We start from the raw sequence: 20,554 nt of genomic DNA on the forward strand, positions 1-20,554 counted from the left end.
GCACTCCATGGGCGGCCGTACCCTCACCCCAACCCCCGCTCCGCGCCCCGGCCCGCGCTTGCGGCGCGGGCGCTCCGGTGTGCGCGCGTCAGTGACGCGCAAGCCCACCCTGTCGCCCCGGTGGGAGAGGGGCTTTGCTGTTCCTTCTCCCACCGGGACGACGGCCCCCTTTTCGGGGGAAGGTGCCCCGAAGGGGCGGATGCGGGTACGGCGCGAAGCCTTGCAATGCCCCGGAAAAGGGATAGCCAGGCCAATCACCAATCCCGGCTCCCCAATCCCGGCCTCACTCCGGTTTGCGCGGATCCAGCGAGATCAGCCGGGTCACGTCCAGCAGGGCGGCGGGCAGGTGCATGCCGCCGGGGGCGGCGAGATAGCGTGTCCGCCAGGTGGGGGCGAACTTGGATTTGAAGCGGCGCAGGCCGGTGAAGCCGTAGAACCGTTCGCCGTGGCGCACGATCAGGTTGCCGAAGCGGTTCCAGCGGCCGGCCAGGCGGTGCTGGGCCAGGCCCGACAGCGGCGCCATGCCCAGCGAGAAGCGCTTGTAGCCCTGGTCGCGGCCCCACAGGAACAGCTCGATGAACAGGAAATCCATGGTGCCCTTCGGCGCATCGGCGATATGCCGCATCAGGTCCACCGACAGCTCGTGTCCGGCCGGGGCCTGCCACAGGTTGGCGAAGGCCACGACCTTGCCTTCGAACTCCACCAGCGCGATCGGGAAGCGGCGCAGGTAGGCCGTGTCGAAGCTGCCCAGCGAGAAGCCCTTTTCGGCGCCGGCCTTGTCTTCCAGCCATTGCTGCGAGACCTCGGCCAGCACCGGCATCAGCGCGTCCGCCGCGTCGGCTTCGACGATGCGGAAGCTCAGTCCGCTGCGCTTGCCGCGGTTCCAGGCCTGGCGCAGGTCGGCGCGGTCGCGGCCTTCCAGGTGGAAGCCCTCCAGCGACACCATCGCCTCCTCGCCGAGCTTGACCAGGGTCAGGCCCAGGTCCAGGTAGGTCTGCCAGTGCTGCTCGCCGACCTGGTAGAACACCGGGCGCAGGCCCATGCGGTCGGCTTCCTCGCGGAAGCGCCAGATCAGCGCGCGGGCCACCTCCGGTGCGCCGACCGGGTCGCCCATCGCCACCAGCGAGCCGCCGTAGCGCTGCATCATCACGAAGCCGGGGCCCTCCTCGGCCTGCAGCAGGGCCTTGTCGCCGGTCAGCACCAGGCAGGCCTGGGTATCGGTGGCCTGGGCCAGCACCGGCGCCAGCGCGTCCAGCTGCGCGCCATCGGCCGGCGGCAACGGCGAGCGGGTGCTGTGCAGCAGCCGCGCCATCCCGAACACCACCACTGCCACGCTGACCAGCAGCACCGCGCGCAGCGCGCGCGGCGCGTTGGCCGAGGTGGCGAACTCCCACCACAGCTCGTTCTGGTATTCGACGTGGCTGTAGACGAAGAACAGCAGCCAGATCGTGGCGATCAGCACCAGGCCGAGGTTGCGCAGCCACGGCCACGACCAGGCCTCGTCAAGCAGCGCGCCTTCGCGGTAGAACTCGCGGCGCGCGCCCCACAGGCCGACCGCCACCACCAGCGAGGACAGCGCCACCGAGACGTGGCCGCCGCGCAGCCAGGCCGGCAGCGGCAGCAGCACGCAGATGCCGATCGCCAGCACCCAGGCCGCATGGCTGCGCCGCTGCAGGCCCTGGCCGATCAGCAGCAGCACCACGCCGCCGAGGCTGGCCAGCAGGTGCGAGGTCTCCATGATCGACAGCGGCGCCATGTCCTGGCGGCGCTTGGGCGTGGGCAGGGTGCCGTCGATGACCAGCGCCGCGCCGACCGCGAACACCGCCAGGGCGATGATCTGCGGCAGCCACGGGCGCAGCGTGCGCCAGGCCACGCGCACCCCGCCGGCACTGGCGGCCAGCGGCCGGCGCAGGCCAGACAGCGACGCCATCAGCACCGACAGCAGCAGCGGCACCACGTAGTAGGTGATGCGGTAGATCAGCGCCGCCGCCAGCACCGCCGCCGGGGCCACGCCGGGCAGCAGCTTGAGCAGGCTCCATTCGAACACGCCCAGGCCGGCCGGCACGGTCGACACCAGGCCGGCCACCACCGCGACCAGGTACAGGCCGACGAAGCCGATGTATTCGATGCCCGATTCGTTGGGCAGCAGCACGTAGAACGCGGCGCTGGCCAGGCCCAGCTCGACCACGCTCAGCGCGGTCACGCCCAGAGTGGTGCGCCGGTCCGGCAGCCACAGTTCGTGGCTGCGCCAGCGCAGGGTGCGGCCGTCGCGGCCGGCCAGCAACAGCATCGTGGCGAAGCCCACCAGCAACGCGATGCCGATGGCGCGCACCGCGGTCGCGCCGACCGGCAGCGCCAGCGCCGCTGCGGCCGGCTCCAGGATCAGGGCCAGCGCCAGCAGCAGCCAGGCGCCGAACACGAAGCCGAGCGTGCTCATCAGCACCACCTGGCCGATCTCGGCCAGGCTCAGCCCGACCCGGCCGTAGCCGCGCAGGCGCACCGCGCCGCCGGTCAGCGCGGCGAAGCCCAGGGTCTGCCCGACCGCATGCGCCAGGAACGCGGTGATGCTGATCCGCATCGGATGCAGCTTGCGCCCGCTGCGGCGCAGGCCGACGGCGTCGAAGCCGATCAGGCAGGCGTAGCTGCTCAAGCCCAGCAGCAGGGTCAGCACGATCTGGCTGAGGCTCAGCTGGTTGAAGGCGTGACGGATCGCACTGTAGCCGTGGGTACTGAACTCCGTGGCCAGCGCATGCAGCGCCAGGGCCAGGATCGCCAGGCTGGCCAGTACCGGCAGCGCACGGCGCCAGCCGGGAGTGGGCGCGGGAGCGGAGGGCGCGGCGTCGGTCATTGCGGGCGGGCGGCAAGGTGCCACGACCCGCGGCACGCGATGCGGGACGAGGCCGGAGCGGAACTGCAGGCGGATCGAAGAGAGGCCATCGCGATACCGGTTGGATGAGAGCGTGTGAGGAACATGGAGAAGGCTATGGACGGGTGGCTACGACGCGGTGGGTGAGGCGCCGAAACAAGGCGGGTTGCCCCGGCCTGTCGCGCAACCCCGCGGTGCACGCAACGTGCCACGTCCCGAAAGCGAAGCGATCAGCGGCGCGAAGCCGACCCGGCGCGGGCTGGCCTGATGCCATCCCAGGTCGCGCGTCGCAGCGCATACCGATCCTTCTCTCACCATGCCACTCCTCTCACCGTACATCACGCGTTCTAGGCTATACCGGCCGCGCCGGCGACGCGCATGATAGTGGAATCGTACGTCGCCACGGCGTCGGGACCGCGGCAGGGGCCGCGGCCGGCGGTTGCGGCCATGGTCTGTGTTGGTTCCGGAGCCTGTCGATGCCGCTGTCCGCATCTCCCTTTCCCGCGCCGCCGCGCTGGACGCGCCTGGCCGGTGCCGCCGCGCTGCTGCTGGCGTTGCTGTTCCTCGGCGTGGCGTTGGTGTTGCAGGTCCTGCGCACCGATCTGCAGTGGCAGCAGGCCACGCTGAGCCAGTATCTGCACGGTCCCGGCGGCTTGGTGCTGCGCACGGTCTACGTCCTGCTGGCCGCCGGCGTGGCCGCGCTGGCGGCCGGGCTGTATGCGCAAGCGGCGCCACCCGCGCGCAGCGGTGCGCCGGTGCTGCTGTTCGGCGCCGCCGCGCTGGGCTTGTGCGGGGTGGCGATCGGCGACAGCTACCTGCCGCAGCGCGCACCGCCGCTGGCGCCGCTGGTGCACGGGATGTCCGCGCAGACCGCGTTCCTGTGCGCGACCACGGCGATGCTGCTGCAGAGCGCCTGGCTGCGCCGGCAGCCGGCATGGCGGCATCGTGCCGGGACGCTGCTGATGCTGGCGGTGCTGGCCTTCGTGGCGCTATGGGCGCATGTCCTGTGGCGCGCGCCGCCGCGCGGACTGACCCAGAAGCTGGCGATCGCGCTGATCCTGGCCTGGCTGTTGCCGGTGGCGTATCGGCTGTGGCGGCCCGCGCCTGCACGCGCGGCGCAATCGCGCGACAATGGCGCGGTCTTCCCACTACAGGACAGCGCATCATGATCCAGCGTTTCGATACCGGCCCGCGGATGTCGGAGATGACCGTGTACAACGGCGTGGCCTATCTGGCCGGGCAGATCGCCGACGACACCAGCGAAGACATCGCCGGCCAGACCCGCCAGGTGCTGGCGGCGATCGATCGGCTGCTGGCGCTGGCTGCCACCGACAAGAGCCGGATCCTGCGCGCGGAGATCTTCATGACCGACCTGGCCGAGTTCGCCGAGATGAACCAGGTCTGGGAAGAGTGGGTCAGCCCGGGCAACACCCCGGCCCGCGCCACCGTGCAGGCCAAGCTGGCCGATCCGGCCTGGAAGATCGAGATCGTCATTACCGCGGCGGCGTAAAAGCCGGGAATGGGGAGTCGGGAATGGGGAATGGGAAAGGCGGCAGTGCTGTCGCCTGGGCGACCGCGTCAAGCCGTGGCTTTAGCCGCGACGGGCTTCTCCGGTAGAGCCCGCCGCGACTGATCGCAAGTTCCTTGGATGCGCAGCTAACGCCGGCACTCGCCGGGCGCCCATTCCCGTTTCCCCATTCTCGATTCCCGGCGCCCCAGCGCCTCAGCGCCGCACGAACCGGTAATGCGCCACGCCCCACTGCTGGCCCTGTTCGTAGCCGAACAGTTCCGCGCAGGCCATCCAGAACATGCGCCAGCGTTGCCACCAGATCTTGGCGTCGGCGCCGTAGGTGGCCTGCAGCACCGGCATCAGCGCATCGCGATGGCGGTCCTGGTTGTGCAGCCAGGCATTGGCGGTCTTCTCGTAGTGCTGGCCGGACAGCAGCCAGCGGCGTTCGATCGCCAGGTCGTCCTGGAACTGCAGCAGGGTGTCGGCCGCCGGCATCAGGCCGCCGGTGAAGAAGTGCCGGCCCATCCAGTTGTCCTCGCCCTGCACCTCGAACGGGTAGGCCAGGTCGCGATGGCAGAAGATGTGCACGAACAGCCGCCCGCCCGGCACCAGCCAGTGGCTGACCCGCTTGAGCAGTTCGCGGTAGTTGCGCATGTGCTCGAACATCTCGATCGAGACCACGCGGTCGTAGCTCTCGGTCGGCAGGGTCAGAGTGTTGGCGTCGTGGGTGATCACCTTGACGTTGCTGAGCCCGCGCGCGCGGCACTGCGCTTCGATGTGCTCGCGCTGCGGCCGCGAGTTGGACACCGCGGTGATGCGCGCGCCGGGGAACTGCTCGGCCATCCACAAGGTCAGCGAACCCCAGCCGCAGCCCAGCTCGAGGATGCGCTGGCCATCGCGCAACTGCGCGCGTTCGCCGTACAGCTGCAGCATGCGTTCTTCGGCGGCGTCCAGGTCGGGCGTGCTCGCGTCCCAGTAGCAGCTGCTGTACTTCAGGCGCTTGCCCAGGCACAGCTCGAAGAACCGCGGCGGCACTTCGTAGTGCTGGCGATTGGCCGCGTCGGTCTCGATGGCGATGGCGCTCTCGCGCAGCGATTCGATCAGCAGGCGCTGGCGCTCCCAGGCCGCGTCGGCGCCGCCGTCGCGCTCGTCGCGCAGGCGCTGCGCGCACAACCGGCGCATCGCCGCGCGCAGCATGGCGTCGGGCAGCAGGCCGGATTCGGCCAGGCGCGTGGCCAGCGGCTCGGCCGGCGCGGCGGGCGGGGAAGAAGTGGCGAAGGTGCTGGACATCGGCGGATCTCCTGGCGCGGCTCAGTGCCGCGGCGGCATGGGGAAGAAGGCGCTGGTGCTGCGCTGGTAGTCGGCGTAGTCGCGGCCGCGCGAGCGCAGGGCCTGCTGTTCGGTGTAGGGAATGCCGGTGACGCGGTACAGGAAGGCGAACATCAGCAGCGGTCCCAGCGCGGCCACGCCGACCCACAGCGCGCCGCTGCCCACCGCCAGGAACACGTAGGCGAACCAGTGCACGAATTCGAAGAAGTAGTTCGGGTGCCGCGAATAGCGCCACAGGCCGCGGCGGCAGGTGGTGCCCTTGTTCGCCGAGTCGGCGCGGAACGCGGCCAGTTGCCGGTCGGCCAGGCTTTCCCCGCCGACCGCGATCAGCCAGGTCGCCACCGCCAGCGTGGTCCACACGCTCCATTGCGGCTGCGGATTGTGCGCGGCCACCGACAGCGGCACAGCGAACGCCAGCACCACCAGCGCCTGGCCGAGGAAGAACGCCAGGAACTTGCGCTGGTCGCCGTGCCAGTGCTCGCGCAGGGCGCGATAGCGGCCGTCCTCGTGCGCATCGCCGAACACGCGCACGCCCAGGTGCCAGGCCAGGCGTGCGCCCCACAGCCCGCCCAGCACGGCGGTCAGCACGCGCGGCAGCAACGCGCCGTCGGCACGCCAGGCGCAGTACACCGCGGTCAGCGCCATGCACGCCGACCACAACACGTCGACCACGCCGGCGTTGCGGGTGTGTCGCTGCCAGGCCCAGCCGGCGAGCATGACCAGCACGGTGAACACGCCCACATGCAGCAGCGGCCAGGCGTTCATCGCATCGCTCCGGTTGCCGGCATCGCTGGCGTTGGGGACATCAGGCGGCGCATCGCCAGGCTCAGCAGGGTCAGTGCCGCGGCCCAGCCCAGCGCCAGCGCCAGCAGCGCCTGCGGCAATGGCTCGGTCAGCGCCACCGCCTGCCAGCCGCGCGCGGCCAGCACATAGCCCAGCGGACCGGCGGTGGCGCCGAACAGCGCCGCGCGCCAGGGATGGCGCATCACCCACGCCAGCGAATGCTGGAAGGTCAGCGCGAAGCCGGCCCACAGCGCCAGGATCCACAGCGGCGGCCACGGCGCCGGCGGCGCGGCGGCGTAGCGCACCCAGTCGCCAGCGCGCATGGCGGCATCCACACCGGCGCCCAGGGGCAACGCCAGGGCGATCAGCGTGGCGTCGCCACGGGCGCGACGGCGCGGCTGCAACTGGTACAGCGCGAACAGCGCCAGCGCCGCCGGGCCGGCCCAGGCCAGCCCGTGCGCGGCGCCGACGACCGCGGCCAGCCACAGCCCCTGCAGGGCCAGGTAGTTGATCAGGTTGCTCATGCGTCGCCCGCCAGCGCGGGAGCGAACTGCGCCGGCCGCGCGCGTGGCTTGCTCAGCCACAGGTGCACGTCGCCGATCGAGCGCTCCAGGAAGCCGCCCTCGCAGTAGGCCAGATAGAACTCCCACATGCGGATGAAGCGTTCGTCGTAGCCGAGCGCGCGCACCTGCGGCAGTTTGGCCATGAAGCGCTCGCGCCAGGCGCGCAGGGTCAGCGCGTAGCTGGGGCCGATGTCTTCCAGGTTGAACAGGCGCAGGTCGCTGGCGCGGCCGATCGCGCCGGTCATCGCCGCCACTGAGGGAATGAAGCTGCCCGGGAAGATGTGGCGCTTGATGAAGTCCACCGACTTGAGCGCCTGCGCGTAGCGGTGATCCTCGATGGTGATGGCCTGGATCAGCGCCTGGCCGTCGTCCTTGAGCAGGCTGCCGACCTTGCCGAAGTAGGTGTCCAGGTACTGATGGCCGATCGCCTCGATCATCTCGATCGAGACCAGGCGATCGTAGCGACCATCGAGATCGCGGTAATCGCGCAGCAGCACTTCGACCCGGTCCGACAGCCCCGCGGCGGCGATGCGCTGCCGGGCCAGTTCGTACTGCTCGCGCGAGATGGTGGTGGTGGTGACGCGGCAGCCGTGGTGCTTGGCCGCATGCAGCGCGAAACCGCCCCAGCCGGTGCCGATCTCGACCAGATGGTGGTGCGGCTGCAGATCGAGCTTGGCGCAGATGCGCTGCAGCTTGCGCTCGGCCGCGCGCTCCAGCGCCGCCTCGCCCAAGGCGGCGTCGGCATCGCGGAAGATCGCCGAGGAGTACATCAGGTTGCGGTCCAGGAACAGCTCGAACAGTTGGTTGCCCAGGTCGTAGTGCGCGGCGATGTTGCGGCGGCTGCCGGCGCGGGTGTTGCGGGCGAACGCGTGCAGGCCGCGCATCGCCAGGCCGCCGAGCCGGGCCAGGCCGGTCTCCATCGCGTCCAGGCGGTCGCGGTTGCGCACCAGCAGGCGCACCAGCGCGACCAGGTCGTCGCAGTCCCACAGCCCGTCCATGTACGCCTCGCCGACGCCGACGCTGCCGTTGAGCGCGGCCTGCCGGTAGAAACGCGGGTCGTGGATGCGCAGGTGCGCCTGCAACGCGTCGGCGCCGGCGCTGGCATCGCCCAGCGTGGTCAGCGTGCCGGCCTCCTCGATCCGCAGCTGACCATCGTGCAGGCCATCGAGCGTGGCGAGCAGGCGCTGCCGCAGCAGGCGATCGAGACCGCGCACCGGCGGTGCGGCCGGGGTCAGCGCGGCGTCGGAAGAGGGCGCGTGCGGAGCGTTCATCGGCGTTCTCGCGGAAGGGAATGGTCGGGGTGGTCGTGCACCGGGTTGCCGCGCAGCCACAGCCGCAGCGCCTGCCAGTGGATCTTGGCCATGACCTGCAGGGTCATCGCCGGATAGCGCAGCAGCGCCTGCGCCAGGCTGGCGCCGCCGAGGGCGCGGCGCTGCAGCACCAAGGTGGCGTCGAAGCGCCGCCGCGTCGTCGCCGGCGCGGGATCGAGCACGTCCATGTGCACGCGCAGTTGCGCGCCGGGTTCGCTGAAGCGCCAGGCGTAGGTGTGCGCCATGGCCATGAACGGCGAGACATGGAAGCGCTTGGCGAAGCGCCAGGCATGCGTGGCGCCATGACTGCGCGCCTCGGCCATCGGCAGCACGTAGGCGTGGCGCTGCCGCCATGGCGTGTTGGTGATCTCGGCGACGATGCTGTGCAGGCGTTGCTGCGCATCGTGGCAGTAGTAGAACGTGACCGGATTGAAGCAGTGGCCGAAGTAGCGCAGGTGGGTGAGCATGCGCACTGGCCCCAGCGGGCGCTCGCCGGTGTGCTGCTGCACGCGGTCGCGTACCGCTTCGTCCAGTGGCTGTGCAGGGTCGCCGAGGTAATCGCTGCGGCGGAACTCGGCCAGGTTGCGCCGGTTCACCGACCACAGCCAGCGCCGCGCGAACACCTGCTCCAGTTCGTCCAGGTCCAGGTACAGCAGGAACAGCGGATAGCGGAACGCCAGCGCTTTCGGCGCATAGCGGCGATGCCGCACCCAGCCGGTGTACACCGCGCTGTGCAGGCCGTGCAAGGTCGTGCCCGCCGCCGCCGACGTTGTCGAGACGGCGCCAGCCGGCGGGGCGGACACGGCAGCACGGCGCATCAGGGTCATGACCAGGGTACCCCCAGCGCGGCGGCCACGTCGACCGCGCTGCGCAGGCCGTCCTCGTGGAAGCCGAAGCCCCAGCCGGCGCCGGCGAACCAGGTGTTGCGCTGGCCCTGGATCTCGCCCTTGCGCGCCTGCGCCGCCACCGATGCCTGGGTCTGCAGCGGATGCCGGTAGCGCATGCGTCGCAGCACCTTGGCCGGATCGATCGCATCTGTGCGGTTGAGGCTGACGATGAACGGCTGCGGCGCCTGCAGCGACTGCAGCGCGTTCATCCAGTAGCTCACCGTGCACGGCGCGTCCGGATCGGCCGGCACGTGCGCATTCCAGGCGGCCCAGGCGCGGCGGTCGCGCGGCAGCACGCGCGCATCGGTGTGCAGCACGGTCTCGTTGTCCTGGTAGCCGATCGCGCCGAGGATCGCGGTTTCGGCTTCGCTGGGATCGGTGAGCAGGCGCAGCGCATCGTCGGCGTGGCAGGCCAGTACCGCGTGGTCGTATTGCTGGGTGTCGGCGTCGCAGGCGATGGCGACGCTGCCGTGCGCGGTCCGCTGGATCGCGCGCACCGGCGTGCCCAGCCGCTCGCGCACGCGCCAGCGGCTGCGCAACGCGCGCACGTAGCTGTTGGAGCCGCCGCGCACCACCCGCCACTGCGGGCGGCCGCTGACCTGCAGCATGTGGTGGTTGGCCATGAAGCCGATCAACTGGCGCATCGGGAAGTCGAGGATCTGCCGCGAGGGCGAGGACCACAGCGCCGAGGCCATCGGCACCAGGTGCGAGTCGCGGAACACCTCGGAGTAGCCGTGGCGCTGCAGGAATTCGCCCAGCGTCAGCTGCGCCAGGGTGGCGTCGTGCAGCACCTGCGGCGCCTCGCGGTAGAACCGCTGTAGGTCGCGCAGCATCCGCCAGAAGCGCGGCGACAGCAGATTGCGGCGCTGGCAGAACAGGCCGCCGAGGGTGCCGGCGTTGTATTCCAGCCCGGTGCGCTGCTCGTGCACCGAGAAACTCATCGTGGTCGGCTGCGACTCCACCCCGAGCCGCGCGAACAGCGCGCTCAGCAGCGGGTAGTGCTGCGGATTGAACACGATGAAGCCGCTGTCCACCGCGTACTCCACGCCGTCCAGTTCGATCGCATGGGTGTGGGTGTGGCCGCCGAGATAATCGGCCGCCTCGTACAGCGTCACCTCGTGGCGCTGCGACAGCAACCATGCCGCGCCGAGGCCGGCGATCCCCGAGCCCACCACCGCGATCCGGCTCATCGGGCACGCGCCTGTGCGCGCAGCAGTCCGGCCGGCACCGGTTTGAGCTCGCGGATCACGCGGGTCCACGACAGCGCCTTCAGTCCGTACCAGGTCAGGTCCAACTCCCACCAGCGGAATCCCTGGCGCGCGGCGCCGGGGAAGAAATGGTGGTTGTTGTGCCAGCCTTCGCCGAAGGTCAGCAGCGCCAGCCACAGGTTGTTGCGGCTGTCGTCGCGGGTGTCGAAGCGACGGCTGCCGAAGCGGTGCGCCAGCGAGTTGATGGTGAAGGTGGCATGGAACAGCGCCACGGTGGAGACGAAGAAGCCCCAGACCAGCAACTGCGGGCCATCGGTGCCGAGCTGCGGCACGTGCTGCTGCAGCCACTCGCCGAGCAGGAACAGTGCCAGCGCCAGCAGCACCGGCAGCAGCAGGTCGAAGCGATCGAGGAAGCGCAGTTCGGGGAAGCGACGCAGGTCCGGGATCGCGTCCCAATCGGTGCGGAAGCCGCGCGGGGTCAGGAACCAGCCGCTATGGCTCCACCAGAAGCCGTGCTGGCGTGGCGAATGCGGATCGGCCGGGGTGTCGGTGTGGCGATGGTGGTTGCGGTGGTGCGCGGCCCACCACAGCGGCCCGCGCTGCACGCAGGTGGCGCCGATCGCGGCGAACAGGAACTGCACCGGGCGCGAGGTCTTGAACGCGCGGTGGGCGAAATAGCGGTGGTAGAAGCCGGTGAGCGCGAACATGCGCACCGCGTACATCGCCACCGCCATGCCCACGGCGAACCACGACACGCCGACCCAGAACACGCCCAGGCAGGCCAGGTGCAGGCCGATGTAGGGCGCGGCGCGCAGCCAGTCGATGCGGTCGGCACGCGCCGGGTCCAGTTCGATCTCGGCGCTGGTGTCGAACCAGCGGCGCAAGGTGCGCAGGATGCGGCCACGCGGCGCAGGCGGCGTTGTCGAATGCGGGCGTTCCGGAACGGGACTCGGCACAAGCGCGTCTCATTGGGGGACTTGGGGAGCGATACGGGCGAAACCGGAAGACGGATGCACCCGCGTCGCGCGCCGTCCCCTGCGCGTGGTGCATGCCCCTCGCGCGTGGCGCACGTGTTCCCCGCCTGCGCATCACAGCGCCGAGGGGGACGATCGTGTCGCGACACAGGACGGAACCGCGCATGCATGACAGCGCGCGTATCCTGCCCAGGCTGCGGTAGCGGTTAAGTGAATACGCGCCGCCGACGCCGTGGCGGCGGCGGTCGGCGACCACCGCGACGCGCGCCAAGAGGCCGCGCGCGGGCGATGCGGCGGCGCAGGGCCGCCGCAATTTGTCTACGGCGCCAGCTGCAACGTGCTGATGCCGCCCTTGGCCACGACCGGGCCGGTGGCCACGCCGCCGGGCGCGCCGCCGGGCGGTTCCATGGTCACCGCCAGCACCGCGCCGTCGCTGAGCAAGGGCATCAGCGCATCGGGGATGCGCGCCACGCGCGCCTTGGCTTCGTCGAACACGCCCATCGAGCGCGCCTTGCCGTCGGCCGGGATCAGCCACAGTTCGGGCACGCGGGCGCTGTCGCGGGTGCCGCCGAGCGGGGTGAGGGTGATGCTGCGCTTGTCGGCGTCCATCAGCGCCACGTAGCCGGGCTTGCCGTCGTCCTGCATCAGCGTGGAGGTCATCGCGATGCCGCTGGGCTTGGGCGTGGTGGTGGCGACCGGCGGCGGCTGCGCGGCCGGCGGTGGCACCGGCGCGCGCGCCAGCAGCAGCGCCAGCAGGCAGGCGGTGGCGGTGGCGAAGCCGCCGGCGCTGAGCCAGCGCCAGGTCCGCACGCTGTCCCAGAACCCGGGCGCGGCCGGACGCGCGCGTGGCGCCGGCGCATCCAGGCCCAGCGAGGCGCGGATGCGCACCCACACGCGTTCGGGCACCGCCACCGGCGCGATCTCGTCGGCCAGCGGCATCAGGTGCTGTTGCCACTGCAGCACCGCCGCGGCGAATGCATGGTCGCTGTCGATGCGCGCCTCGGCAGCACGCCGCTCCTGCGCGTCGAGCACGCCGAGCACGTATTCGCCGGCCAGCACGTCGCGCGGCGGCGGGGTTTCCTGCGGATCGGGCACGGAGGCGTTCATCGTTCCAGGCACGCTTTCAGTTTGGCCAGGCCGCGGCGGATCCAGCTCTTGACCGTGCCCAGCGGCGTGCCGCTGCGATGGGCCAGTTCTTCATAGGTGATGCCTTCGAAGAACGCGGTACGGATCAGCTCGCCGCGCGGCGGCTCCAGTTCGCCCATGCACACGTCCAGGCGCCGGCCGGCCACCCGCCACTCGGTGTCGGCGAGCGGATCGCGGCCTTCGTCCTGCAGCTCGCCGGCGTCGTCCAGCGCCACCGATTGCCGCGCCGGCGCACGTGCGCGCAGATGGTCGATGGCCTTGTTGCGCGCGATCATGGTCAGCCAGGTCAGGCCGCGCGCGCGCTGCGGGTCGAACTGCGCGGCCTTGCGCCAGACCGAGGAGAACACTTCCTGCAGCACGTCCTCGGCCTCGCCGCGCTGCGGCACGATGCGCAGGCACACGCCGAACAGGCGCGACGAGGTGCTGCGGTACAGGCGCTCGAAGGCGGCGCTGTCGCCGCTGGCGGTGGCGACCAGCAATTGTCCTGCTTCGTCGTGATCGGGCGTCTCGGTCATGCCGGGATACGGTGGCGAAGGTCGGCGCGATGCTACAGGCTTTCGCCGCGTCCGTCGCTCAGGCGCGCTGGCGCCGCCACAGCACGAGTGCGGCGAGCAGCAGGACGATCTCGAACACGGCCAGGCCGGTCGTGGTCGGGCCCACCGGCCACAACCGCAGCAGGCTGGCGCTGCGGTAGAGCACGATGGGCACGTAGAACGCCAGCGCCAGGAGCAGGCCGGTGCGCAGCTGCCCGGTGCGGGCGAAGTAGCCGAACAGGAAGGCCATGCCCAACTGCAGGCCGCCGTAGATGACCAGGTATTCGGACTGGCCGGACCGGTCCAGGCCGACATAGCCCACCGCCGCGGCGGTCTGCGCCGGCAGCAGCGTGCACCAGACGGCGAGCAGCGCGTACAGCGCGGCGTTGAACCACAGATAGGCCTTGGCCATGGGGTGTCCTCGTCGATGCGCGGGCGATGCGCAGGCATGGTTGTAGCGGGTGCGGCGCGGGCCGGCGTGAACGCGCTGGCGGCGCGGCTCAGCGCGCGCTGCATTGCGCGACCAACGGTTGCCGCAGCGCCTGCTCCCAGGCGCCGGCATCGGCCTGGCCGCGCAGGCGTTCGGGGAATTCGATGCGCACGCTCGGGTAGCGGCCGCGCGCGTCGCGGATGTTGCCGACGCCGCGGAACTCGAGCAGACGCCGGTCCTGGCGCGCGTAGGCGACGCTGAGGTCGGGCAGCAGCGTGCCGTACCAGGCGGCCAGGCTCAGGGTGTAGCGCCGCACCTCGGCATCGGCCGGGCCGGGCGTGATGCGGAAGTCGAGCGTGCGCAGTTCGCTGGGCAGCACGAAGGCGATACGCTGCGGCGCGCCGCTGCCCAGGCTGTCCCAGCGCTGGCGCAGGTAGGCGTCGAAGCCGGCGTCGATCACCTGCGCCTGGTCGCTCTTCGGCAACGGTGCGCGGCGCTCGGCCTGGCCTTTGGCCTGGCTGAACATCTCGCGCCCGCCGCCGCTGCGGCGCACGCCCTCGCGGTAGCCGCTGCGCGCATCGACCAGCTCGAAGTCCGGCGCGGCGCTGCCGTCGTCCACGCGCTTGCGCGCGAATGCGGCCCCATCGGCGCAGTGATACAGCACCAGGCGCGCACCATCCTCGCGCACCCAGTGGCTTTCGCGATACAGCACCTGCTTGCCGTCGGCGGCATAGGCGACGCCCTCGTAGTGCAGCATGGCCCTGGCCGGCGCCGCAGCGATCAGGGCGGCGATGCCGAGGGCCAGGGCCAGCGGCAGGTGCGGTCGGAAGAGTGGGAAGGCAGCGGTCGACGTCGGCATGCACGGCGCTCCGGTGGGATGACACCAGGACATACGCGGCCGGCGCCGATCCGGATGCGCCCGCCGTGGCGGCCGCGTTGCGGTGGCCGTCTCAGCGCAGGACGATGCAATCCACCGGGCAGGCCGGCAGGCACAGCGCGCAGCCGGTGCACAAGGGGGCCAGCACCGTGTGCATGTGCTTGGCGCCGCCGACGATGGCGTCCACCGGGCAGGCCTGGATGCACTTGGTGCAGCCGATACAGTCGGCCTCGACCACCCACGCCACCTGCGGCGGCGCGTGCGTGCCGCGGCTGCGGTTGTAGGGCAGGGCAGGCACCCCGAGCACCCGCGCCAGGGCGCGCGCGCCTGCATCGCCGCCGGGCGGGCAGCGGTCCACCTGCGCCGTGCCGGCGGCCATCGCCTCGGCATAGGGGCGACAGCCGTCGAACCCGCACTGGCCGCATTGGGTCTGCGGCAGCAGGCGATCGAGGCGTTCGAGCAGGGTGTCGGGGGCGGGCGTCATGGCGGAGGCGGCGTGCGGCGGCGCACGGCGTGGAGCAGGGGCGAAAAAAAAACGGGAACGCCGGCGTGGCGATCCGGCACAGTGTAGCGCGGCGTCCGTTGCGGCCCGCCCTGGGGGGCGCCGTGGGTATCGATCGCGATCTGGATCGCAGTGCCTGGCTCCCGCTGGCCCTGCACGCGCTGCGATCGCGCGGTGGCGTCTAGGCGCCGCTTCGTGCCGCCGCTGCGGCCACGGGCCGCGCCACGGAGGGCGTGCACGGCGGGGTCTCGTGCCGTGTCATCGGCTCAGGCGATCCGGCGCCCGCGATACCAGCGCTCGTGCGCCAGCGCCAGCATCGGCCGGTCCTCGCGGCTGTCGCCGTAGGCATAGATGCGCTGATAGGCGCCGAGGTCGTAGTGCATGCGGATCAGCGCCGCCTTGCGCGGCCCGCAGTCGCCGTGGCGATAGCGGCCGGTCAGACGCCCGTCCTGCACTTCCAGGCGGTTGCAGATCATGTGCAGCCCATGTTGCGTGCACCAGGGCCGCAGATACAGGTCCAGCGAGCCGGACACCAGCGCCACGGTGTGCCCCCGGGCCTGATGCCAGGCGATCCGCTGCAGCATGTCCGGCCGCAGCACCAACGGCAGCGCCTCCTGCGCATAGTGCTCGGCCTGGCGGGTGATCTCGTCTGCGTCGCGTCCGGCGAACACCAGCCGGGTGACCCGCGTGCGCAACGCCGCCGCCGACACCAGGCCCAGCCGATAGCCGGCCAGCCAGGGTCCGACCGTCCAGCGCGCAGTCGCCTGTTGCGCCGGCGTCGCCACACGGCGCAGGAACCCCGAATAGGTATCAGTGGTTGTGACCGTGTGGTCGAAGTCGAATAGAGCGAGGGATTGGGGATTCGGCATTGGGGATTCGTCACCGCGTCATGGACCCATCGGCGCCGAGAGTGGCTCAACCAAATCCCAATCCCGACTCCCCAATCCCGGCCTTACCGCACCGGCATGCCCGGCTGCGCGCCGCTGTCGGCGTCGAGCAGGGCCAGGGCGCCGCCGTCGAAGCCGGCCGACAGGATCATGCCTTCGCTGAGGCCGAAGCGCATCTTGCGCGGGGCCAGGTTGGCGATGAACACCACGTTGCGGCCGACCAGCTTCTCCGGTTCGCCGTAGCTGCCGCGGATGCCGGAGAAGATCTGCCGCTTGCCCAGCTCGCCGGCGTCCAGTTCGAAGCGCAGCAGCTTGTCCGATCCTTCGACGAACTCGCAGGCCAGCACCTTGCCGATGCGCAGGTCGAGCTTGGCGAAGTCGTCGATGCCGATGACGCCGGGAGTGGGGAGGGGGGATTGCGGGTTCGTCACTGCCTTCGCCTCCTGCTTGGCGGCGGGGGCCGCGGCGGCGGGAGCGGGGGCGAGGGTGTCCTTGGAGGCGTCGGTCATGGCGTCGAGCAGCTTTGGGTCGATACGGGTGAACAGGGGGGCGTAGGTTTCGATCTGGATTTCTTGGAAGCGCGGATAATCGCCAATTCTTGCGAACGGTACTTCCTCTTCCCCCATGTTGAGGAAGCGGAGAGCTAGCTTCGTCGTGTTGGGCAGAATTGGCTGAAGGGCAATGGTGATGTCCCTGAACATCGTCAGGGCCGCATACAACACAATGCGCAGCTCTTCTGAACGGTTTTGGTCTTTAGCAAGGTTCCAAGGGGCGGCTCTGGCAACAAACTCGTTTGCAGCGTCTGCAGCGGCCATCAATTCCCGGCAGACACGTCCGAAGTCGTTGCGTTCGTAATGCTGCGTTGCATTTTTTGCTTGGTTCGAGACCGCAACAAATGTGGCAATCGCATCAGTTTCGATATCGGTTGGCTCGGATTGGGCTTGCCAGTCAGGGCCGGATGCTGAGACAACCTGCTTGATTCGGTCCTGTTGCAGCGAGGATGTCGTGAGTCGTCCATGAAATGCCTTGCTGGCGATACCCGCGCAGCGGCTGGCCAGGTTGACGAACTTGCCGACCAGGTCCGCATTGACCCGCGCCACGAAGTCGCCCAGGTTCAGGTCCAGATCGTCGACGCCGCCGGAGGACTTGGCCGCGAAGTAGTAACGCAGCGCTTCCGGCTCCAGGCCCACGTCCAGGTAGGTGCGGGCCATGACGAAAGTGCCGCGCGACTTGGACATCTTGGCGCCGTCCACCGTCAGGTAGCCGTTGACGTGCAGGCGGGTCGGCGCACGGTGGCCGGTGCCGTGCAGCACCGCCGGCCAGAACAGGCCGTGGAAGTTGACGATGTCCTTGCCGATGAAGTGGTGCAGCTCGGTGGCGGTGCCGGCGGCCAGGTGGGGCTCGAACGCTTCGCCCAGGCTTGCGCACAGGGTCTGGAAGCTGCTCAGGTAGCCGATCGGCGCATCCAGCCACACGTAGAAATACTTGCCCGGCTGGCCGGGGATCTGGAAGCCGAAGTACGGCGCGTCGCGGGAGATGTCCCAGGCGCGCAGGCCGCCCTCGCTGTCCAGCCATTCCATCAGCTTGGCCTTGACCCCGGGCAGGGCCACGTCGCCGGCCAGCCACTGCCGCAGGAAGCCGTCGAAGCGGCCGACCTCGAAGAAGAAGTGCTCCGAATCGCGCAGCTCCGGCGTGGCGCCGGAGATCACCGACTTGGGCTCCTTCAGTTCGGTCGGGGAATAGGTGGCGCCGCAGACCTCGCAGTTGTCGCCGTACTGGTCGGCGCTGCCGCAGTTCGGGCAGATGCCCTTGATGTAGCGGTCGGGCAGGAACATGCCCTTGGCCGGATCGTAGAACTGCGCCACCGAGCGCCGCGCGATGTGGCCGCCGGCATCGAGCTTGGCGTAGAACGCCTCGGTCAGGGCACGGTTGGCGTCCGAGTTGGTGGAGTCGTAATGGTCGAAGGCCACGCCGAACGCGGCGAAATCGCGCTCGTGGCTGGCCTGGATGGCGGCGATGAAGTCTTCCGGGGTGACCCCGGCCTTCTCCGCCGCCAGCATGATCGGCGTGCCGTGGGTGTCGTCGGCGCACACGAACCAGGTGCGGTCGCCGCGCAGCCGCCGCGCGCGCACCCAGATGTCGGCCTGGATGTAGCCGACCAGATGCCCCAGATGCAGCGGTCCGTTGGCATAGGGCAGGGCGGTGGTGACGAGAGCGGTGGTCATGGCGGCCGGCGTTTCTGGGGGCCGGGGATTATTGCATGGAGCCGGGATTGGGGAATTGGGAATGGGGAATCGCGAGAGCGGTGGGCTGCGATCTGATGGCCCACGAAAAAGGCGCCTTTGCAGGCGCCTTGTCGGAGTTGGGTGGTCTCAGGCCGACAGATGCCGCTTTTACGATTCCCGATTCTCCACTCCCGATTCCCGGCTTCTACTCCCTGATCCAGGTCTGCGTCCGGCCCAGGGCCTCGATGCCGATGTAGCCGCGCATCTGCAGCTTCTTGCCGCCGTCGGTGAGGGTGACCTTGGCCTTGTAGGTCTTGCCCTTGGCCGGGTCCAGCACCGAGCCGCCGTCCCACACCGCCGTGCCGTCGGGCTTGAGGCCCCACAGGATGGTCATGCCCTTGATCGGCTTGCCCTTGCGCTCGCCGTCGCACTTGTCGCACATCGGGTTGGGGCCGTGGTTGGACTGCAGGATCTCCACCACCTTGCCGCTCAGCGTGCCATTGGCGGCCTGTTCGATCTGCACGATCGACTTGGGCTTGCCGGTTTCGTCGTCGATGGTCTGCCAGCGGCCGACCGGCGTGGTGTCGGCGGCGTGCGCCATGAATGCCGCCGCGCTCAGCGGCAGGGCCAGCATCAGGGTCTTGAAGCTCGTGCGCATGTTCCCCTCCCGAGGGATGTCCGGTGCGGCCGGCGCGATGCCGGCCTGATCCGACTGTATACCCAAGCGTATGGTGCTGGGAATCCGCACTGCGGCATGCGGTTCAGCGTGACCGCCGGCATGCGTTCAGCCGCTCTCGTACAGTTCCAGCGGCAGGTCGTCGGGGTCGGCGAAGAAGGTGAAGCGGCGGCCGGTGTACTCGTCCACGCGGATCGGCTCGACCTCCACGCCGTGCGTCTGCAGGTGTGCGACCGCCGCCTCCAGGTCGCGCACGCGCAGCGCCAGGTGGCGCAGCCCGCAGGCTTCCGGGCGGCTCGGCCGCGGCGGCGGTGCGGGGAACGAGAACAGTTCGAGCTGGCTGCCGTCGGGCAGGGCCAGATCCAGCTTCCAGGAGTCGCGCGCGTCGCGGTAGACCTCGGCGATCACCGGCAGGCCCAGGATGCGGCAATAGAAATCCTTGGAGCGCGCGTAGTCGGAGGCGATGATCGCCACGTGGTGCAGGCCGTCGAGGGTCAGCGGTGACGTCATCGCGGCGCGCTCGGGAAGTGGGCGTGGGCGAGGGCGGCAGTGCGCGCCTGCGGCGCGGCGGTGGCGACAGTGTGGTCGCGCGTCGTCAGTAATCGAGCGAATAGCATGGAGGCAGCATAGCGCAGCGTCGCGACCACGCTGCCGCCGTCTGCGACACTGCGCATTCCGTCGCTGCGAGGCCGCGCCATGCCGCACAACCCGCTCGCCGCGCTGCTGGCCGAGGACCGCTGCCTGGTGCTCGACGGCGCGCTGGCCACCGAACTGGAACGGCGCGGCTGCGATCTCGCCGATCCGCTGTGGTCGGCGAAGATCCTGCTGGAGCAGCCGCAGCTGATCCGCCAGGTGCACCAGGACTATTTCGCCGCCGGTGCGCAGTGCGCGATCACCGCCAGCTACCAGGCCACGCCGCAGGGCTTTGCCGCGCGTGGCATCGACCTGGCGCAAGCGCAGCGCTTGATCGCGTGCAGCGTCGAACTGGCGCAGCAGGCGCGGCAGGACCATCTCGGGCTGCATCCGCAGGCGGGGACCTTGCTGGTGGCCGGCTCGGTCGGTCCGTATGGCGCCTTCCTGGCCAATGGCGCGGAGTATCGTGGCGACTACGTGCTGGCACCGGCACGGATGCGCGCGTTCCACCATCCGCGCATCGCCGCGTTGGTGGAGGCGGGCGTGGACCTGCTGGCCTGTGAAACGCAGCCGTCGCTGGCGGAAATGGCGGCGTTGCTGAAAGTGATAGAGGCATTCTCGCAGACCGTCGCCTGGTTCGCCTGCACGCTGCGCGATGCGATGCACCTCAGCGACGGCACGCCGCTGCACAACGTGGTGGCCTTGCTCGACGGTCATCCGCAGGTGGTCGCGCTGGGCGTCAACTGCGTCGCCCCGTCGCTGGCCACCGCGGCGTTGCGCCATCTGGCGACACTGACCCGGTTGCCTTTGGTGGTGTATCCGAACGCTGGCGAGCGCTACGACGCCGACCGCAAATGCTGGCAGGCCGACGGTGCCGATGCCGGCACCCTGGCCGATCACCTCGACGCCTGGCGTGCGGCCGGTGCCCGCCTGATCGGCGGTTGCTGCCGCACCACGCCGCAGGACATCGCGCAGCTGGCGCGGCGGCTGGCAGCGGCGTAGAAAGGAGGCGGGTCGCTTGCACTCTGCAGCACGACGTCTTCGCCGGCGATGGTCCAGCGGATGCCGGGGCCGACCAGCCGTCTTGGACTGTGTGGGAGGGACTTCAGTCCCGACGCGTTGAAGTGAACGGCGTCGGGACTGAAGTCCCTCCCACAAGGGGTTCATGCTCGCCCCATGCCCTGATGGAACTGGCGTGCTATCCGCACCGAGTGG

At 70.3% G+C, this 20,554-nt stretch carries 19 protein-coding genes and 1 pseudogene; 3 read left to right on the forward strand and 17 right to left on the reverse strand.

The window, feature by feature from the left end; translation table 11 throughout:
• Positions 1 to 283 precede the first annotated feature (283 nt).
• The gene (mprF, locus tag M3U25_RS02150; RefSeq protein ID WP_355495326.1) at positions 284 to 2,848 is read right to left on the reverse strand and encodes a bifunctional lysylphosphatidylglycerol flippase/synthetase MprF; all 2,565 of its coding nucleotides are present in this window, start codon (positions 2,846 to 2,848) and stop codon (positions 284 to 286) included.
• A gap of 494 nt (positions 2,849 to 3,342) precedes the next feature.
• Here mprF and M3U25_RS02155 point away from each other — a divergent pair, with 494 nt between their 5' ends.
• Positions 3,343 to 4,035, forward strand: coding sequence for a DUF998 domain-containing protein (locus M3U25_RS02155; RefSeq protein ID WP_355495323.1), 693 nt, complete (start codon positions 3,343 to 3,345; stop codon positions 4,033 to 4,035).
• On the forward strand, positions 4,032 to 4,376 hold the full coding sequence (locus M3U25_RS02160; protein ID WP_242156613.1) for a RidA family protein: 345 nt from the start codon (positions 4,032 to 4,034) through the stop codon (positions 4,374 to 4,376). The genes M3U25_RS02155 and M3U25_RS02160 overlap by 4 nt, the downstream gene beginning before the upstream one ends.
• Positions 4,377 to 4,589: 213 nt before the next feature.
• On the opposite strand, the gene M3U25_RS02165 is transcribed toward M3U25_RS02160, so the two are convergent.
• The 16 genes and pseudogenes from M3U25_RS02165 to M3U25_RS02240 all read right to left on the reverse strand — a co-directional run bounded on the left by M3U25_RS02165 (position 4,590) and on the right by M3U25_RS02240 (position 19,216).
• Positions 4,590 to 5,666 carry a cyclopropane-fatty-acyl-phospholipid synthase family protein gene (locus tag M3U25_RS02165; RefSeq protein WP_355495320.1) on the reverse strand — a complete coding sequence of 359 codons (1,077 nt, stop codon included), beginning with the start codon at positions 5,664 to 5,666 and terminating at the stop codon, positions 4,590 to 4,592.
• Between the two features lie 21 nt (positions 5,667 to 5,687).
• Positions 5,688 to 6,470: a DUF1295 domain-containing protein gene (locus M3U25_RS02170; RefSeq protein WP_355495317.1), complete on the reverse strand. Its 783-nt coding sequence runs from the start codon at positions 6,468 to 6,470 to the stop codon at positions 5,688 to 5,690.
• Complete coding sequence (locus M3U25_RS02175; protein WP_355495315.1) at positions 6,467 to 7,012, reverse strand: DUF2878 domain-containing protein; 546 nt, start codon at positions 7,010 to 7,012, stop codon at positions 6,467 to 6,469. Before M3U25_RS02175 ends, M3U25_RS02170 begins: the two co-directional genes overlap by 4 nt.
• A complete protein-coding gene (locus tag M3U25_RS02180) occupies positions 7,009 to 8,322 on the reverse strand; it encodes a cyclopropane-fatty-acyl-phospholipid synthase family protein (protein WP_160948010.1) in 1,314 nt (437 codons plus the stop codon). The genes M3U25_RS02175 and M3U25_RS02180 overlap by 4 nt, the downstream gene beginning before the upstream one ends.
• Positions 8,319 to 9,098, reverse strand: a pseudogene (locus tag M3U25_RS02185) (DUF1365 domain-containing protein); the annotation flags it as partial. The pseudogene M3U25_RS02185 and the gene M3U25_RS02180, both read right to left, overlap by 4 nt.
• Before the next feature lie 86 nt (positions 9,099 to 9,184).
• Positions 9,185 to 10,438 (reverse strand): FAD-dependent oxidoreductase, encoded by a 1,254-nt coding sequence (locus tag M3U25_RS02190; protein ID WP_355495311.1) that lies wholly within the window; start codon positions 10,436 to 10,438, stop codon positions 9,185 to 9,187.
• A complete protein-coding gene (locus M3U25_RS02195) occupies positions 10,435 to 11,412 on the reverse strand; it encodes an acyl-CoA desaturase (RefSeq protein WP_242156620.1) in 978 nt (325 codons plus the stop codon). The genes M3U25_RS02190 and M3U25_RS02195 overlap by 4 nt, the downstream gene beginning before the upstream one ends.
• A 336-nt stretch (positions 11,413 to 11,748) precedes the next feature.
• Positions 11,749 to 12,537 (reverse strand): anti-sigma factor, encoded by a 789-nt coding sequence (locus M3U25_RS02200; RefSeq protein ID WP_242156622.1) that lies wholly within the window; start codon positions 12,535 to 12,537, stop codon positions 11,749 to 11,751.
• Positions 12,534 to 13,091: a sigma-70 family RNA polymerase sigma factor gene (locus M3U25_RS02205; protein ID WP_160948006.1), complete on the reverse strand. Its 558-nt coding sequence runs from the start codon at positions 13,089 to 13,091 to the stop codon at positions 12,534 to 12,536. Before M3U25_RS02205 ends, M3U25_RS02200 begins: the two co-directional genes overlap by 4 nt.
• A gap of 58 nt (positions 13,092 to 13,149) precedes the next feature.
• Positions 13,150 to 13,521, reverse strand: coding sequence for a DUF4345 domain-containing protein (locus tag M3U25_RS02210; protein ID WP_242156626.1), 372 nt, complete (start codon positions 13,519 to 13,521; stop codon positions 13,150 to 13,152).
• Between the two features lie 88 nt (positions 13,522 to 13,609).
• Complete coding sequence (locus M3U25_RS02215) at positions 13,610 to 14,398, reverse strand: hypothetical protein (RefSeq protein WP_355495306.1); 789 nt, start codon at positions 14,396 to 14,398, stop codon at positions 13,610 to 13,612.
• Positions 14,399 to 14,489: 91 nt separating this feature from the next.
• Positions 14,490 to 14,900: an Rnf electron transport complex subunit RnfB gene (gene rnfB / locus M3U25_RS02220; RefSeq protein WP_355495304.1), complete on the reverse strand. Its 411-nt coding sequence runs from the start codon at positions 14,898 to 14,900 to the stop codon at positions 14,490 to 14,492.
• A 284-nt stretch (positions 14,901 to 15,184) separates the two neighbouring features.
• Positions 15,185 to 15,787 (reverse strand): HAD family hydrolase, encoded by a 603-nt coding sequence (locus M3U25_RS02225; protein ID WP_355495301.1) that lies wholly within the window; start codon positions 15,785 to 15,787, stop codon positions 15,185 to 15,187.
• An 83-nt stretch (positions 15,788 to 15,870) separates the two neighbouring features.
• The gene (gene metG / locus M3U25_RS02230) at positions 15,871 to 18,030 is read right to left on the reverse strand and encodes a methionine--tRNA ligase (RefSeq protein ID WP_355495298.1); all 2,160 of its coding nucleotides are present in this window, start codon (positions 18,028 to 18,030) and stop codon (positions 15,871 to 15,873) included.
• Positions 18,031 to 18,235: 205 nt separating this feature from the next.
• Entirely contained in the window at positions 18,236 to 18,688 is a 453-nt protein-coding gene (locus tag M3U25_RS02235; protein WP_242156634.1) for a DUF2147 domain-containing protein, read from the reverse strand.
• Between the two features lie 126 nt (positions 18,689 to 18,814).
• Entirely contained in the window at positions 18,815 to 19,216 is a 402-nt protein-coding gene (locus tag M3U25_RS02240; protein WP_355495294.1) for a VOC family protein, read from the reverse strand.
• 186 nt (positions 19,217 to 19,402) lie between these two features.
• Between M3U25_RS02240 and mmuM the strand changes: the two genes are divergently transcribed.
• Positions 19,403 to 20,341, forward strand: a complete 939-nt coding sequence (mmuM, locus tag M3U25_RS02245; RefSeq protein ID WP_355495291.1) for a homocysteine S-methyltransferase — start codon at positions 19,403 to 19,405, stop codon at positions 20,339 to 20,341.
• The last annotated feature ends 213 nt before the right edge of the window (positions 20,342 to 20,554 follow it).

Origin of the sequence: Xanthomonas sp. PPL134 (assembly GCF_040595915.1) — a bacterium.
In the GTDB taxonomy this organism is placed as follows: Bacteria; Pseudomonadota; Gammaproteobacteria; order Xanthomonadales; family Xanthomonadaceae; genus Xanthomonas_A; species Xanthomonas_A indica.

What these genes read in the sequence shown, in the direction of transcription:
- mprF (WP_355495326.1), bottom strand. Translation starts at nt 2,848, where the DNA reads ATGACCGACGCCGCGCCCTCCGCTCCCGCGCCCACTCCCGGCTGGCGC.
- M3U25_RS02155 (WP_355495323.1), top strand. Translation starts at nt 3,343, where the DNA reads ATGCCGCTGTCCGCATCTCCCTTTCCCGCGCCGCCGCGCTGGACGCGC.
- M3U25_RS02160 (WP_242156613.1), top strand. Translation starts at nt 4,032, where the DNA reads ATGATCCAGCGTTTCGATACCGGCCCGCGGATGTCGGAGATGACCGTG.
- M3U25_RS02165 (WP_355495320.1), bottom strand. Translation starts at nt 5,666, where the DNA reads ATGTCCAGCACCTTCGCCACTTCTTCCCCGCCCGCCGCGCCGGCCGAG.
- M3U25_RS02170 (WP_355495317.1), bottom strand. Translation starts at nt 6,470, where the DNA reads ATGAACGCCTGGCCGCTGCTGCATGTGGGCGTGTTCACCGTGCTGGTC.
- M3U25_RS02175 (WP_355495315.1), bottom strand. Translation starts at nt 7,012, where the DNA reads ATGAGCAACCTGATCAACTACCTGGCCCTGCAGGGGCTGTGGCTGGCC.
- M3U25_RS02180 (WP_160948010.1), bottom strand. Translation starts at nt 8,322, where the DNA reads ATGAACGCTCCGCACGCGCCCTCTTCCGACGCCGCGCTGACCCCGGCC.
- M3U25_RS02190 (WP_355495311.1), bottom strand. Translation starts at nt 10,438, where the DNA reads ATGAGCCGGATCGCGGTGGTGGGCTCGGGGATCGCCGGCCTCGGCGCG.
- M3U25_RS02200 (WP_242156622.1), bottom strand. Translation starts at nt 12,537, where the DNA reads ATGAACGCCTCCGTGCCCGATCCGCAGGAAACCCCGCCGCCGCGCGAC.
- M3U25_RS02205 (WP_160948006.1), bottom strand. Translation starts at nt 13,091, where the DNA reads ATGACCGAGACGCCCGATCACGACGAAGCAGGACAATTGCTGGTCGCC.
- M3U25_RS02210 (WP_242156626.1), bottom strand. Translation starts at nt 13,521, where the DNA reads ATGGCCAAGGCCTATCTGTGGTTCAACGCCGCGCTGTACGCGCTGCTC.
- M3U25_RS02215 (WP_355495306.1), bottom strand. Translation starts at nt 14,398, where the DNA reads ATGCCGACGTCGACCGCTGCCTTCCCACTCTTCCGACCGCACCTGCCG.
- rnfB (WP_355495304.1), bottom strand. Translation starts at nt 14,900, where the DNA reads ATGACGCCCGCCCCCGACACCCTGCTCGAACGCCTCGATCGCCTGCTG.
- M3U25_RS02225 (WP_355495301.1), bottom strand. Translation starts at nt 15,787, where the DNA reads ATGCCGAATCCCCAATCCCTCGCTCTATTCGACTTCGACCACACGGTC.
- metG (WP_355495298.1), bottom strand. Translation starts at nt 18,030, where the DNA reads ATGACCACCGCTCTCGTCACCACCGCCCTGCCCTATGCCAACGGACCG.
- M3U25_RS02235 (WP_242156634.1), bottom strand. Translation starts at nt 18,688, where the DNA reads ATGCGCACGAGCTTCAAGACCCTGATGCTGGCCCTGCCGCTGAGCGCG.
- M3U25_RS02240 (WP_355495294.1), bottom strand. Translation starts at nt 19,216, where the DNA reads ATGACGTCACCGCTGACCCTCGACGGCCTGCACCACGTGGCGATCATC.
- mmuM (WP_355495291.1), top strand. Translation starts at nt 19,403, where the DNA reads ATGCCGCACAACCCGCTCGCCGCGCTGCTGGCCGAGGACCGCTGCCTG.